General features: G+C 68.3%; 11 protein-coding genes and 1 pseudogene. 10 read left to right on the top strand and 2 right to left on the bottom strand.

The window, feature by feature from the left end:
- On the top strand, positions 1 to 846 hold an 846-nt coding region (locus B118_RS33215), incomplete at its 5' end, for a DNA-binding protein (RefSeq protein WP_080678144.1).
- A 29-nt stretch (positions 847 to 875) separates the two neighbouring features.
- Here the strand turns inward: B118_RS33215 and B118_RS28955 are convergent.
- Together B118_RS28955 and B118_RS32550 are read right to left on the bottom strand one after the other, a co-directional pair.
- Positions 876 to 1,187: pseudogene (locus B118_RS28955) on the bottom strand (DsbA family protein); the annotation flags it as partial.
- Between the two features lie 326 nt (positions 1,188 to 1,513).
- Positions 1,514 to 1,651: a hypothetical protein gene (locus B118_RS32550; RefSeq protein WP_018223722.1), complete on the bottom strand. Its 138-nt coding sequence runs from the start codon at positions 1,649 to 1,651 to the stop codon at positions 1,514 to 1,516.
- Between the two features lie 1,217 nt (positions 1,652 to 2,868).
- Here B118_RS32550 and B118_RS0122440 point away from each other — a divergent pair.
- The 9 genes from B118_RS0122440 to B118_RS0122400 are packed head-to-tail and all read left to right on the top strand — an operon-like array spanning position 2,869 to position 13,960.
- The gene (locus tag B118_RS0122440; protein WP_028193488.1) at positions 2,869 to 5,526 is read left to right on the top strand and encodes a phosphoenolpyruvate synthase; all 2,658 of its coding nucleotides are present in this window, start codon (positions 2,869 to 2,871) and stop codon (positions 5,524 to 5,526) included.
- Positions 5,523 to 7,208 carry an AMP-binding protein gene (locus B118_RS0122435; RefSeq protein ID WP_018810964.1) on the top strand — a complete coding sequence of 562 codons (1,686 nt, stop codon included), beginning with the start codon at positions 5,523 to 5,525 and terminating at the stop codon, positions 7,206 to 7,208. The genes B118_RS0122440 and B118_RS0122435 overlap by 4 nt, the downstream gene beginning before the upstream one ends.
- The gene (locus B118_RS0122430; protein ID WP_028193487.1) at positions 7,205 to 8,878 is read left to right on the top strand and encodes a hypothetical protein; all 1,674 of its coding nucleotides are present in this window, start codon (positions 7,205 to 7,207) and stop codon (positions 8,876 to 8,878) included. The genes B118_RS0122435 and B118_RS0122430 overlap by 4 nt, the downstream gene beginning before the upstream one ends.
- Positions 8,878 to 9,138: an acyl carrier protein gene (locus B118_RS0122425; RefSeq protein ID WP_018223718.1), complete on the top strand. Its 261-nt coding sequence runs from the start codon at positions 8,878 to 8,880 to the stop codon at positions 9,136 to 9,138. The genes B118_RS0122430 and B118_RS0122425 overlap by 1 nt, the downstream gene beginning before the upstream one ends.
- On the top strand, positions 9,135 to 10,235 hold the full coding sequence (locus tag B118_RS0122420; protein ID WP_028188030.1) for an SDR family oxidoreductase: 1,101 nt from the start codon (positions 9,135 to 9,137) through the stop codon (positions 10,233 to 10,235). Before B118_RS0122425 ends, B118_RS0122420 begins: the two co-directional genes overlap by 4 nt.
- Entirely contained in the window at positions 10,232 to 11,212 is a 981-nt protein-coding gene (locus tag B118_RS0122415) for a nucleoside-diphosphate kinase (protein WP_018223716.1), read from the top strand. Before B118_RS0122420 ends, B118_RS0122415 begins: the two co-directional genes overlap by 4 nt.
- The gene (locus B118_RS0122410; protein WP_028193486.1) at positions 11,179 to 12,117 is read left to right on the top strand and encodes a UbiA prenyltransferase family protein; all 939 of its coding nucleotides are present in this window, start codon (positions 11,179 to 11,181) and stop codon (positions 12,115 to 12,117) included. The genes B118_RS0122415 and B118_RS0122410 overlap by 34 nt, the downstream gene beginning before the upstream one ends.
- Positions 12,117 to 13,004, top strand: coding sequence for an LLM class F420-dependent oxidoreductase (locus tag B118_RS0122405; protein WP_018810959.1), 888 nt, complete (start codon positions 12,117 to 12,119; stop codon positions 13,002 to 13,004). Before B118_RS0122410 ends, B118_RS0122405 begins: the two co-directional genes overlap by 1 nt.
- Complete coding sequence (locus B118_RS0122400; RefSeq protein ID WP_027648218.1) at positions 13,001 to 13,960, top strand: AfsA-related hotdog domain-containing protein; 960 nt, start codon at positions 13,001 to 13,003, stop codon at positions 13,958 to 13,960. The genes B118_RS0122405 and B118_RS0122400 overlap by 4 nt, the downstream gene beginning before the upstream one ends.
- Positions 13,961 to 13,966: the final 6 nt, after the last annotated feature.

Genomic DNA, 13,966 nt, shown 5'->3' with positions numbered 1-13,966 from the left:
CGCGGCCGGACTGCTGAGGAGGACTGGCGGGAGCGGGTCGACCAGTACGGTCGGGACTACATGGCGGTGGGAGCCGTGGTGCTTCAGTCCCGCCTCGCGAACGACCTTGTGATCCTGCAACAGCACNTGGANACGCCGGNCATGTGGTCACACGCCGCCAGGGCGTTGGTGACCTACGGCAAAACCACTCCCAACCCCACTGAGGCCATCCGGTGGTATGACCTAGCCGGCGTGGCCGCCGACCGCTCCGACGATCTCGCCGTGCGGGTNTGGGTNCGGGGCCGGGCCGCNATCGCGTTGGCCTACGAGGGGGCGGCGCTNACCACGGCGCGGCGGTACGCCGACCAGGCTGTCNCNCTGTCGGACCGGCCGTCACTCGGACGTGTCCAGGCGNTGATGGCGCAGGCACACGTGGNGGCCGGACGCGGGGACCGCAGCGGCGCNGTCGCGCTCGACACCGATGCTCGGCGGGTGTTCGACCAGGTGGCATCGGCGGATGGCGCGGTGTCTGATACCGCCGTCCCGCCTTGGCGGATGGCCACGTTCCGGAGCATGTTGTATGCCCGCCTCGGGATGCCCGGCCCCGGGTCCGAGGCCCAGGAGGAAGCCGACCGCACACGACCTGGTGATCTACCGCGTTTCGCTACTCATATTGAGCTGCATCGTGGACTCACGATGGTTAAAGCCGGTGACAACGCGGGCGGGGTCGCCTACGCCCAGCGGGCAATGGATGCCCTACCGGCCGACCGTCGATCGCAGAGCCTGTTACTCATGCTGCGCGAAGTGGAGCAGGCTGCGCGGCGAAGGGCGAACCGGAACGACGGCACCGACCGGACGCCCACCTGACCGGCAAGCTGCTCGTCGTCGCGGACCCGGTCGGCGTACCCGTCGCCGGTCACCGCGGTGACTTGTTCGCCGTCCATGCCTGCGGCCTCGGCCTGCTCGCGCAGCACGACGTGGTCGGAGAGGTCGGCCGACCGGGCGTGGTAGGCGTCGAAGAGGTGGTCAAGCAGCGGCTCTACCAGGCCGGCGTGCTGTGCCAACCGCGCCACCCGGTGCATGTCGAAGGTGTTGACCGGCCGCACGATCTCCGGGCGCAGCACCGCCCCGTAGGACGCACCGGTGGTATGGATCCGGTCGAAGACTCCCTCGATCTCGGTCGGCGGCATCTCCCAGTCGTCGGTCATGATGTCCACGAGCCGACGCCCCTGGCGCGGCAGTTGGGGCCGCAGCTCGAAGGCGCGGCGGACGGTCCCGACGTCCGCGGCGGCCGGTCAGCCCCGGCCGCGCATCGTGTCCACCACACCGGCGTACTCGTTGCCGATCTGCTGCGGGAAGGTCACCGGAAAGCCGGAGCCGCCCTGGCGAAGGCCGGCGTCGAACAGCTGCACACCGGTGGCGGTGTGGCGGCGGCCGTACTCGGACCCGGATCTGGTCGGGAGTCAGCGACCGGGTCAGGCTAGAAACTCAACCGTGCTTGAGGTCAAGCCGCCTCTGGCTCGAACCAGGCTTCTCACTCCGGCTCCAACGCGGTCGCCACCCGAGCCTGCAGGACTCGGTCGACGATCAGGGGGATGTCGGCCGGACGACGTCGGCCGCGCGGTAGCTGACCGCCGGTGGGGCGGGCGGTGAGCCGACCGGTGGGGCGCACCGCTGCCGCGAACCTGAAAGGTCCGGCAGGTGCGGCGCTGGTGGCGGTGTGGAACCCGGGGCGTTGTTCCCGGAACGTCCGCCGAGCTTGTCGGGAAAATCCATCGACCAATTTCGCTTATAGCTGAAGGGAGGGAAAGGACTGCGATACCCCGCGAGTAGTTACCGGTGCTGCGGTAAAACCGGAAGCGCAAATCATCTTTCCCGCGAAGCGGCCTGGTTTCCCCGAACCCACACGAGCGACCGCGACGCCACGGTGACACAGGTCACCCGACTTTAAGTAGTTACCGTTCGTGTCAGGCCACTATCCCTGATCTCCGTAAACCTTCCACCAGGTCACAGAGAGTGAACCTTTGTTAAGCCACTGTTTCTGTTATGTTAGGTCGAAATGAGAGCACTCCGTCAGCATCTAGCAGCGATTAGAAACCAGAGCGGGTTAGCTGTAATATCGCTTCATCGCTAGCACCATTGCCCGTTCCGCACTCGCGATATCAGCACACATCATGCCGCCGTAGAGAGTGATTCACGCCACAAGGAGTTGAGCATCGAATGGCGGAATCCACAATCAGTCACGCCATCAATGCCCGCTATTTTGGCCGGCATGGAAAATCAAAGCTGACCCCTCCCGAACTGGACAAAACCCCCAAAGGAAAGCAATATGTGAGCTGGCATGTGCGGAAACCTCGCCGCCCAAAGGCACACATCGCAGTGGTACACCTGCGGGGAGCGCAGACATCCACAGTTGGTACCAAACCTTGCTCCTACCCAGGCACGCGCCGCCGAGGGCGACACCGGGAGGGGCCACCGCGTCGCCCACCCCCCGCCTTCCTGCCGAGTTCGGCAAGAGTGACGAACACCCCTTGGGTTCAAGGAACCCGCGGAAATCCGGAACCTCCCTCATGCTTACCCAGATAAAGCCAAAGACGATCAACAGATAGGTCCGGCAGCGCCTGTTGCCGACCTCAAGATTCCGGGTTTGATCAGCCGAATAGTCGCCGGCGACACGCACTGATCCAGCCAATCCAGCACACCGACCGGCCCGCGAACCGAATTCCCGCGTGGCGGGAAACGAATCCGTGCCACGAATTCATGTGCTCGCCTTCGACCGCGAGCCGCTTGACCACGGCTTTCGCACGGGAGGGTGCCGCAAAGGCTGCCGTAGCCGCAGCACCCAGGGGGACATCGCATGCCGATCAACACACTATCCGAGGAGGAAGGGTGTCAACTGTCGCCATTGAAACCGACGTTACGGAATGGCGAGCCATGGGGGCGAAGGCGTCCAAACTGGCGGCGATGAGGAGTCTTGACGTTCATGTTCCGCGCTGGAGCGTGGTTTCCAGCGATATCTTCACCGCCTTCCTGGAACACGTCGAGGGCATCGACGTATTGCTGACCCAGGGTGCCGACGAACCGGAGCGCGTCGCAGCTGAGATCACCCGACGGATGCGGGCGACCGTGATCCCGGACCACCTCGCCGGCCCGATCCACGCGGCGTACCAGGCCGCTGGCGGCGGCAGTGTCGCGGTGCGCTCGTCGGGCCTGGAGGAGGACGGCGACACGTACTCCTTCGCCGGCCAGTTCGACACCTTCCTCAACGTCAGCGAGGCCGACGAGGTCCTGGACCGGGTCAAGGACTGCTGGGCGTCGGCCTTCTCCGCACGCTCGCTGACCTACCGGCTGCGCAACGGCCTGTCACTGCACACAACCGGCATGGGCGTACTCATCCAACAGATGGTGCACGCGGAGGTCAGCGGCGTGATGTTCACCGCCGATCCGGCGACCGGTGTCGGCGACCGGTACGTGGTCAGTGCTGTCTACGGTCTCGGCGAGGGCATCGTCTCCGGCGCTGTGGATGCGGACACCGTGACCCTCGAGACGGCCACCGGTGTGGTTCTGGAGACCGAGCTCGGCGACAAGTCTGAGCGCTACGAGTCCGCGCCCGGCGGTGGCGTCGAAGCCATCGAGGTACCGGACGCCGACCGTGCGCAGCTGTCGCTCGACCGGGTCGACCTTGGCACGTTGTGGGAGGCCGGACGCGCCATCAGCGACGCCTTCGGCGCACCGCAGGACATCGAGTGGGCGGTCGCGGACGGCCAGCTGTGGATCCTGCAGAGCCGACCGATCACCACCGTGCCGACCACGAGCAGGCCCATGGGCGAGCTGCGGATCTGGGACAATTCGAACATCGTGGAGAGTTTCCGGGGGATCACGTCCCCGCTGACCTTCACGTTCGCCTCGAAGGTCTATGGCGCGGTGTACGAGAGCTACGCGCGATCCCTACGCGTGCCCGAAAAGCAGCTCGCGCAGATGCAGGAGTGGTTACCCGCGTTACTCGGCAGCTTCCACGGCCGCGTTTACTACAACCTCGTCAACTGGTACCGCCTACAGCGGATCGCGCCCTTCTACGATGTCAACCGCAAGCTGCTCGAGGTCGCCATGGGCGTGGACGAGGCGCTGCCGGACGAGATCGCCGAAGGGCTGTACCCGTACGAGTTCGACTCGGCCTGGCAACGCCGACGCGCACGAGTGGTCACCTGCACGACCTTCTTCTGGAAGTACCTGCGCATGGACCGTGACGTCGAGCGGTTCGTCGCCTACTTCTACGAGCAGTACGCAATCTTCGACAAACGCGACTACGCCGCGATGCCCGCCGACGAGGTGCACCGGGCGTTCCAGGACCTGATCCACAGCCTGAACCGGCGGTGGGGTCCGATGCAGATGCTCGACTCCACAATTCTGCTGTCGATGGGCATCCTCACGATGCTCGGCCGGCGTTGGCTGCCGCACGCCCCCGAGTGGCTGACGTGGGCCGCCGCTCGGCCCGGCGCCGACGTGGAGTCCGCCGAGCCGGCCCGCGAGTTGGCCGCGCTGGCGGCCACCGTCAAGGCCGACGACGAGCTGCGCCGCCTGGTGACGGAGACCGATCCGGCGGCGATACCCGACGCGCTCGCGGCTGCCGGGCACACCACTCTACTCACGGCCGTCGACGCCTACGTGCAGGCGCACGGGTACCGCAGCCCCGACGAGCTCAAGCTGGAGGTGCCCGACCTACACGAGGATCCGTCGAGTCTGTACCTGATGCTGCGCGACGCGCTACAGGCTCCGCCGGAGACAGCGAGCGGCGACAGCGCGCAGGAATATCTCGACCAGCACCTGCGAGGGCCGCGACGCTGGATCTACGAGCTGACCCGCCGCAAGGTGTCACGGTCACTGGCGGCGCGCGAGCGGCTACGGTTCTGCCGGACGAAGGCGTTCGGCTCGGCCAAGCGGATGCTTCGCGCACTCGGCCGGCACTTGCAGCAGGTTGGGGCGATCGAGCGGTTCGAGGATGTGTTCCTGCTGCGCCTCGACGAGCTGGCCGGGGCATACGAGGGCAAGATCGCTCACGACGAGTTACGCGACATCGTGGCGGTGCGTCGACGCACGCAGGAACGACAGGCAACGATGTCCGCGCCGCCGCGCTTCCGGACCTACGGCGCTCCCTACTGGGAGGGCAATCTCGAGGCCGCCGGTTGGAGCGTCGGCCGGGCCACCCGCACCGGCGTCGGTGAACTGCGCGGGACACCATCGTCCCCGGGCGTCACGACCGGACGAGTCGTCGTCACCACGCGACCTCAGGACGTCAACGGCGGGATCATCGTGGCCTACAGCACCGACCCGGGCTGGGTCGCCGCACTACCGTCAGCGACCGGACTGATCATCGAGCGGGGAAGCCCGCTGACCCACGTCGCGATCGTGGCGCGCGAGCTGGGCGTGCCGACGATCGTCAAGGCCAAGGGCGCCACCCAGGAACTGGAGACCGGCATGACCGTCCGGATGGACGGCGGCACCGGCACGATCACGATCCTCGACGACACGGATGGGACGTCCGCGTGACCACCACCCTGGATTTCAGCGATGTGCGCAACTGGCTGGTCGATCCCCGGACCGACAAGGGGATCCGGTTCCTCGGTGACGGGGGCGACTGGGACTACCACTCGTACGCGGACCTGTCTCTCGCGGCACGACGCAGCGCGGCGGCGATGACCGCTGCCGGCGCCCAGCCCGGGGAGGTGGTCTGCCTGCTCATGCCGACGAGCTACCCGACGCTCTGCGCGTACTTCGGGGCCTGGGCCGCGGGCCTCACCCCCTGCATGATCACCCCACCCAGCCTCACCAGCAGCACCGAGTACGTCGAGCTCGTCTCGAGCATTCTGCGTCGGGCGCGACCGGTACTGATGATCACTACCGAGCGCCACCAGGACATCGCCGACTCGGCGCTGGCCGCGGCGGACCTACCCGGCCGCGCCTTCCTGCACCGGGAGGCCGAGGAACCGGTCGAAGTTCCCAAAGCGGGCCCTGACGACCTGGCGATCCTCCAGTTCACCTCCGGCTCCACCGGCGTCCCGCGAGGCGTGCCGGTCACCTGGCAGAACCTCGCCGTCAACGTCTCCTGCACCCGGGCGTGGAGCGACTGGAGCGAGGACGACTCGGTGGCCTCCTGGCTGCCGCTCTATCACGACATGGGCCTCGTCGGCACCCTACTCGCCGCCGTGTGTAGTCAGGCCGACCTGTGGCTGATGCAGCCCGCGCAGTTCCTGCGCGACCCGGGCAGATGGTTGGAGTGCATGACCCGGGCCACGATCACGGCCGCGCCGCCGTTCGCATACGAGTACGCGGTGGAGCGAATCGCCGCCGAGCGGATCGCCAGCTGGGACCTGTCCGGATGGCGGACCGCGTTCGTCGGCGCGCAGACCATCAACCCCGCGGTGCTCGACAGGTTCGTGCAGGCTACCGCCGCTGCGGGCTTCGATCGCGGCACGCTCACCCCTGCCTACGGACTGGCGGAGACGACGCTCGGGGTGACCGGCACTGACCACGGTGCCCCTCCGCTGGCGGTGCAGGTGAGACCGGACACGCTGCGATTCGGCCAGCGGGTCGAGCTGACCCGGCAGTTGCACCTCGGTGCGGAGCCGGTGCCGACACGCAACGGCTGGCTGACCGGCTGCGGCGGCCCGCGCCTCGGCACCCGGATCAGCATCGTCGACCAGGATGGCGTCGAGTTGCCGCCGGGCCACCTCGGTGAGATCAGGGTCAGCGGGGAAACGGTCACCGCGGGCTACACCAACGACGCCGACTCCGGCGGCACCCGCTTCGCCCCGGACGGCCTGCACACCGGCGACGCCGGGTTCCTCCACGCCGGCCAGCTGTTCGTACTGGGCCGGATGGGCGACAGCCTCAAGGTCCGGGGCCGCAACGTCTACGTCGAGGACCTCGAGGCGGCGGTCGTTGAGGCGACCGGCCTGTCCCCCAGTCGTTGCGTGGTGATCAGCGCTCCGGAAACCGAGCGTGCCGGCGTTCTGCTGCTCGTCGAGGGCGGGCGCCGCGGCTGGGAGGAGAGCGCCTACCACACCCTGCGCTCCCGACTGGGTGTCGAGCCGCGAATCCGGTTCGCGGTCGGTAACCGTGGCCTGATCCAACGCACCACCAGCGGTAAGCCACGCCGCCGTGGAATGTGGCAGCGCCTCCAGGAGGGAACCCTGAAAGCGTCGATCGTCGAGCCGGAGGTCCCCGCATGATCCTCGACGAGGCAGAGATCAGCTCACTCGCGGCCGAGACGCTGGAGCGTATCGGTCACCCCAGAAGTGTCGCGCTGATCCTGGAAGGCTCCATCGCCGAGGGTTTCGGCAACTCTCGCTCCGACATCGACTTCCTCCTGATCGCCGACCAGGAGGCCGACCTGCCGACGATGCCCACGATCTTCTTCATCGCGGGGCGTCGGGTGGAGATCCGCACCCGATCCGTCGGCCAGATCGTGGACCACCTCCACGAGGTCAACGGGTACGTCGGACACACTCCGCGCCGTGTCGCCACACTGGACGAACACCTGCTCAACCGGTGCCAACGGCTGCTCCGAGCGCATGTCGTGTACCGCCCGGACCTGGTCGAGAAGGTCCGCGACCACCTCGCGTACGACGACTTCGCCGTCGTCATGACCACGTGGTGGGCGGAACACGCGCGGCAGTCCATCCGACACTCCATCGCGCTGCTCGCCCTGGACCAGGTGGAGTCGGCCGCCGTGTGGGCACGGGCGGGACTCCAGCAGGCCGCCAAGAGCTACCTGGCACGCCACGGCGAGACGTACATCGAGCCGAAGTGGCTCTCGCTGCAGCTCGACCGGCTCGTCGGGGATCCGCTGGTCGAACGCTACTGGCAGACCATCAACGCGGAGCCCGGCGCCGGCGAGGAGATCGAGCACACGCGCGACTGCATACGCCTGGTCGCGGACCTCGGCGTGCCGGGCTGCGCCGAAGATCCGCAACGGCTGGTCGTTGCCCGAGTGCCGGCAGTGACCACCTGGCAGATCGACGACCAGGTACACCTGGTACGTGACCGACGTGACGTCTTCGTCCTCGGCGACGCCGCCACGCGGGTGTGGCGACGCATCGTCTGGGGACGACCGCTCGCGGCGCTGATGGCCGACGCCGAACGGACGGGCGTCGCCGACCCGGGTGAGCTGATCGCCGCCTACCTCCGGTACGGCCTGATCCGGATCACCTGGCAGGGTGCTCCGATCTCACCACGGATTCCGATGGCCGCGCCGCTCGGCCCCATCACCCCCGCCCCGGCGACCAGCAGCCCGATCCTGGGTGTCGCCGGCGCCGAGCCGCCGCATCCCCGCGCGATCGCGTTGCTACCCCTGCCGGCGCCGCGCTTCGCCGCCGCCGCGATGGCACTGATGTGGGGAAACTTCATGATCGAGAACGCTCTGGAGGACCTGCAGGGCGCACTCGACCGCGAACAGTGGCGGGTCGCCGCACTCACCACGGCGCGCGCGGTCAACGGCGGGCTACGTGCCCTGCTCAGCGCGCACGGTGTGAGTCCGTTGCCGCCGGATCCCGAGCTGCTGCACCGACTCGATCTGCTGCCCGATGGGCACTCGCACATCCGTCTCCTCGCCGAACGGCTGTACGCCACCGTGGCCACGACCGAGGAGGACGCCCGGCTTCTGCTCACCCTCCTGCGCGAGTACGTGACCAACATCCGGAAGGCCTCGGGCGGTGGGGCGTTCCCGTCGTCGTTCGACTCCGCGGACGGCTGGCAGCGCACCCTCGACATCGGTTACGACCTGCTGCGCCTCGGCGCATATCTGGACCAGCAACTCCCCCTCGACGAGGCGCAGGACCTGCTCTCCAGCGGCGGTGTGCAGCCGCACGCACGGGCCGGCGCCGCAGCACAGGAGACGTGATGGACAACGCGTTCGACGAATCGACCGGTTACGCGATCATCGCCGCAATGGCACCGCACCCACTCCCCCGCGTCGGGGCGGAGACCCACCTACGCGACGACCTGATGTTCGACTCGATTCGGCTGATCGAGCTGGCGATGGCCCTGGAACGGCAGTTCCGGCTGCCCGCGCTCGACCTGAACGAGTCAGCGGACCTGACGACCGCTGGAGACGTCCTGAACCTGGTTCGGCGGCAACTGAAGACCGGAGGAAGGGCATGAGCAAGCCGAAGCGGATCCTGGTCACTGGGGCGGCCGGCCTGGTCGGCGCCGAAGTCTGCGCCCGCCTGCTGAAAGCCGGGCACCGGGTGTCCGGCCTGGTACACCACACCCGAGTGCTGGTCGCCAACAGCGGACGAGGCGTCGCGTCGTCGACGGACGACAGGGCGGGCACCGTACGGCTGGTCACCGGTGACGTCACCGTTCCGCGGCTGGGCCTCGACGACGACACCTGGACGGACCTGGCGAACGGGCTCGACCTGATCGTGCACTCCGCCGCGATCACCGACTTCGGTCACCCCCGGGAGGTCTACCAGGCGATCAACACGACCGGTACGGCGCACGTGCTGGAACTGGCCCGCGAGCGATCCACCCCGCTGGTGCACGTCAGCACCGCCTACGTGTGCGGCGAGCGGGACGGCATGATCCTGGAGTCCCAACTCGACGTCGGGCAGCGGTTCGGCAACCCGTACGAGGAGAGCAAACTCGCCGCGGAGCAACTGGTGCGAAAGGCCGCCGCGGAGAGCCTGCCGACCGTGGTGATCCGACCCAGTGTCGTCGTCGGTGCCGCCCGCACCGGCGCGGTCCGTGACTTCAAGAACCTGTACGTCGTGCTGAAGCTCCTGTCCGAGGGTCGGATCGGCTCGATCCCGGGCTACTTCGACGCCTGCGTCGACCTTGTGCCGGTCGACCATGTGGCAGCGTTGATCACCGCCGTGGCCGACGACATCGACCGGGCCAGCAACCGCACGCTGCACGCGGTGGGATCGTCGGTGCGGATGCGCGACATCTCCGACGTGCTGGCCGAGTACCCATCGTTCCACGTTCCCCGCTACATCGCCCCCGCCAACTTCGACCCAGCCATGCTGTCGGACCTCGAACGCGCCTACTGGCACCGGGTCATGTCGCTGTACGAGAGCTACTTCCGCCGCCAGCAGCACTTCGACGACACCGCCGCGGCCGGGTTCCGGAGGCACAAGCGCCTACCCAACGGGCCGAACCACCTGCGGCGGATCATCGACTACGCGGTCAGGGCGGGCTACCTGGGCGCGCCCCTGCCGAGCGTGGCGGAGGCCCTGAGCCGGGCTAGCCAGCGGTGAGCAGTGTCGCGGCCCACGGACCGCCGTTCCCCGAAGGCCTGACCCACGATCCGGACAAGCAGCGCTATCACGGCACCGACAGCTACTTCCTGGAGGCGTACGAGCAGCTGTCCACGCTGGCATCCGACCCGGTGCGATTCGCGTACGAGCATGCCATGCTGTTGATGAAGCCGGACGCGGTGGCGTCGCGTTCGATCGAACGAGTCGTCGAATGGCTGCGCGAAGCGAACTTCCGGGTCGTGGCAGTGCGGCGACTGCGGATGCGCCGGGAGTCGGTCCGGGCGGTCTGGCACTACCAGCTGAACCGAGCGACACCCCAGCGCTGTCTCCTTGCTGACGCGCTGTGTGAGCGGTCTGACTCGTTGGTGGTCCTGGCCCGTCTCACCGAACCCGCCGATGTGCCGGCCACGGTCGCGCTCAGCGTCAACAAGGGACCGGCCGATCCGGCGCGGCGCCGTCCGGGCCAGCTGCGCGCCCGGCTCGGCGACTTCGGCTTCCTCCTCAACCTGGTGCACGCCTCGGACGAGCCGGCCGACCTCGTCCGGGAGCTTGGCATCCTGCTGGACCACCGGGAGCGTCGCGCACTGATCGGCCAGGCACTGGCGAACACGGACCAGCATGATCAGACGACCGCGATCGCCCGAGAGCTGTACGCCGCACATCCCCCGCATGATCTGGACTTCGTTGCCTCGGCCCGCCGCCTGACCAGGACTGTGCGGGACCTACTCGCCACGACGGCCCTGCCGGACGAGGTACGCCGGACCCTGGGTCACACGCTAGCCTCGACGACCAGCGACCCGGCGAGCTGGGCACCGCTGGTCAACGTGATCTGGTCGGCGGACCTACCGCTGACCGGTTGGGATTTCATCGTGGTGGGCAGCCACGCGGTATCACTGTCCCGCCCACGGTACGGACAACTGCTGGCCGGAGCCGATCCTGGCCGGTGGCGGTCCCTGGCCACCGTGGCTGCGTCATGAGCAGCGCTGTCGGGCAGGCCCCGGCGCTGCTGCGCTACCGCGCGTTCCTGGGCGCTGTCTTCGCGCCGGGAGTGCACGTCACCTACGGACTGCTGTGGGCATGCGCATACGAGGCCGCCGCGGTCATGACAGCGGGGGGCGTCTGGCGGCCGTCGGTCGGGTCGCTGGTCCGGGCCATGACGATCATCGTGGTCCTGCTGCACCTACGGCTCGCCGACGAGCGAATGGACGAGTCGTACGACCGGATCTACAACCCGGACCGTCCGCTGATCACCGGCCTGGTCAGCGTGCCCGAGCTGCGCCGCGCCGGTTGGGCGACGGCAGCCCTGGCGATCGTCGTCAACGTTCCGCTCGCCCCCTGGTCGGCGGTGGCCGTGGCGCTCCTCGTGGGCTACACCGCGCTGGTCACTCGGCTCACGCTGCACTCGCCGAGACTGCGTGATCGGGCCCTGCTCTACATCGTCGTGGCGTACCCGGTGCAGTTGCTGATCGGCGTCTACCTGTACACGTCCGTGACCGGCGCGGAGGTGGTACCGCCGGGGATCCGCCCAGCCCTGCTGATCATTGTCTTCGCCGCCGCGTTCCTGCACTTCGAATTCGCCCGCAAGACAGTACGCGATCCCGACCCGGGGGCCCGGACCTACTCGGCGACCGTACTCGGGGTCACCGGCAGCGGTGTACTCACGCTCGGCTGGGCTCTGCTCGCGTGCGCCCTGCTGGCCGCGGTCACCGAGCCGTGGCGAATGTCGGTCGCGGCGCACCTGCCCTACGTGGCTCTCGTCTTCCCGGTCGCGGGCGCCTTCTTCTACCTCAGCGGCAGGGAGCAGAAGTGGCCCACGTCGCTCGCCATGCTCTATCTGATCGTCCTCGACGCGGCGCTCGTCACCAGTGGGTGGCTCGGATGATGGAGATCGGCGTGGTCCTGCCCCAAGGCGAGCTGCACGGCGGGCCACGAGCTCTACGCGAGTATGCGAGCGCGGCGCAGGAGCTGGGATTCCGACACCTCCTCGCGTATGACCACGTGCTCGGTGCCGACCCAGCCGGGCATCCGAACTGGCAGGGTGTGTATGACGCGGATAATCCGTTCCACGAGCCACTGGTGCTCTTCGGCTACCTCGCGGCGGTGTGCGACCTCGACCTGGTGACCAGTGTTCTGGTCCTGCCGCAACGGCAAACCGCGCTGGTCGCCAAGCAGGCGGCCGAGATCGACCTGCTCTCCAACGGCCGGCTACGGCTGGGGGTCGGCATCGGCTGGAACACAGTGGAGTACGAGGCTCTGGGCCGGCCCATGCGGTCTCGGGGTGAGCGGCTCGACCAGCAGATTGACCTGTTGCGGGCCCTGTGGGCACACCGGTCGGTCAGCTTCGAACACTCCGGGGAACGAATCGTCGCGGCCGGGATCAACCCACGACCGAAACGACCGATTCCCATCTGGATTGGCGGCACCAGCCCAGCCGCCTACCGCCGGGCGGGCCGTACCGGCGACGGCTGGATGCCCCGACTCCAGCCCGGGCCGGAGCTCACCGCGGCCCGGATGATCGTGACAAGGGCGGCGGAGGCGGCGGGTCGACCCCCCGAGGCGATCGGTATGCACGGCCGGGTCCGCTACATCGACGGCGGCGCGGTCGGTGTCGCCGCCGCGGCTCGGCGGTGGCGTGAAGCCCGCGCCACACACCTGGCCGTGAGCACGCTCGGCGCCGGGTTCACGTCGCTCAGCGAACACCTCGAAGCGCTCACCGCGATCGCCCACACCCGACTACTCGACGAAAACATGGAGGGGCTTAAACGATGACCGACACCCGGCTACTGACCCAACCTCACACGACCGTCGAACCGGCGGTTGTCCATCGTCGTCATGCTGACACCGCCTTCCTCGCCGATGTCCATCCGGACGGCACCGGCGGATATGTGGCGACGGCGTTGCTGCCCGAGCGACACGCGTACTACGCAGCACACGTCGCGGAGGCGAATCGCCGTCTCGATCCGATGCTGCTCCTGGAGGCCTGCCGGCAGGTCGTCATCTACATCGGCCACAACGGCCTCGGCCTGGCCGACGACACCCAATTCCTGATGGACTCCTGCGAGCTGTCCGTGCCGGCCGACGCGTATGTGCAACGACCCGACGGCGGCGCGACCAAGCTGACGATGCACGTCACCGTGGCGGCGGTCCGGGTCGGCAGCCGGCTCCGCGCGTTCACGTCCCGGTGTGAGCTGTCACTCGGTGGTGTGCGGATCGGATCAACAGTCATCACCTCGTCGGTCGTGTCCCCGGCCGCCTACACGCTGCTGCGCCGCCGGGCTCGTGGCGGGTCGCCGCCACCTTGGTCCGACCAACTGTGCCCGTACCTGGACGGGGCGGCTCCCCCCTCGACCGTGGGCCGCCTGGTACCCGCCGACGTGCTGCTGGCCGAGGTGCGTACTGGTGCGAGTGAGACCAGCGCGCGGGTGCTGCTGCCCTTCGATCACCTGGGCTTGTTCGATCACCGGCTGGACCACGTCCCGGGGACCCTGCTCGTCGAGGCAGCCCGTCAACTCGGCACCGCGCTCAGTCCCGCGCCATCCGCGGCGGTGATGACCGGGCTTGTCGGCACGTTCGACACGTTTGTCGAACTGGACGCTCCCGTGCACCTCGTGGCCCGGCCAGGCACGACTAACGGTGAGCGGTCGGTCGAGGTGGTGCAGGGCGGCACCGTGCGCGCTGCGATCAACGTTGCTACCGCCCGCGCGTCGAGCGGGTTGCCACAGTGACCAGCC

The sequence above is a fragment of the Salinispora pacifica CNR114 genome (assembly GCF_000514775.1).
In the GTDB taxonomy this organism is placed as follows: Bacteria; Actinomycetota; Actinomycetes; order Mycobacteriales; family Micromonosporaceae; genus Micromonospora; species Micromonospora pacifica.
The sequence above is the reverse complement of the archived record's forward strand: the minus strand, read 5'-3'. Positions and strand labels throughout refer to the sequence as shown.

Excerpts from the sequence above, each read along its gene's own strand:
- B118_RS0122430 (WP_028193487.1), top strand. The coding sequence starts at position 7,205 with ATGATCCTCGACGAGGCAGAGATCAGCTCACTCGCGGCCGAGACGCTG.
- B118_RS0122425 (WP_018223718.1), top strand. The coding sequence starts at position 8,878 with ATGGACAACGCGTTCGACGAATCGACCGGTTACGCGATCATCGCCGCA.
- B118_RS0122420 (WP_028188030.1), top strand. The coding sequence starts at position 9,135 with ATGAGCAAGCCGAAGCGGATCCTGGTCACTGGGGCGGCCGGCCTGGTC.
- B118_RS0122405 (WP_018810959.1), top strand. The coding sequence starts at position 12,117 with ATGGAGATCGGCGTGGTCCTGCCCCAAGGCGAGCTGCACGGCGGGCCA.
- B118_RS0122400 (WP_027648218.1), top strand. The coding sequence starts at position 13,001 with ATGACCGACACCCGGCTACTGACCCAACCTCACACGACCGTCGAACCG.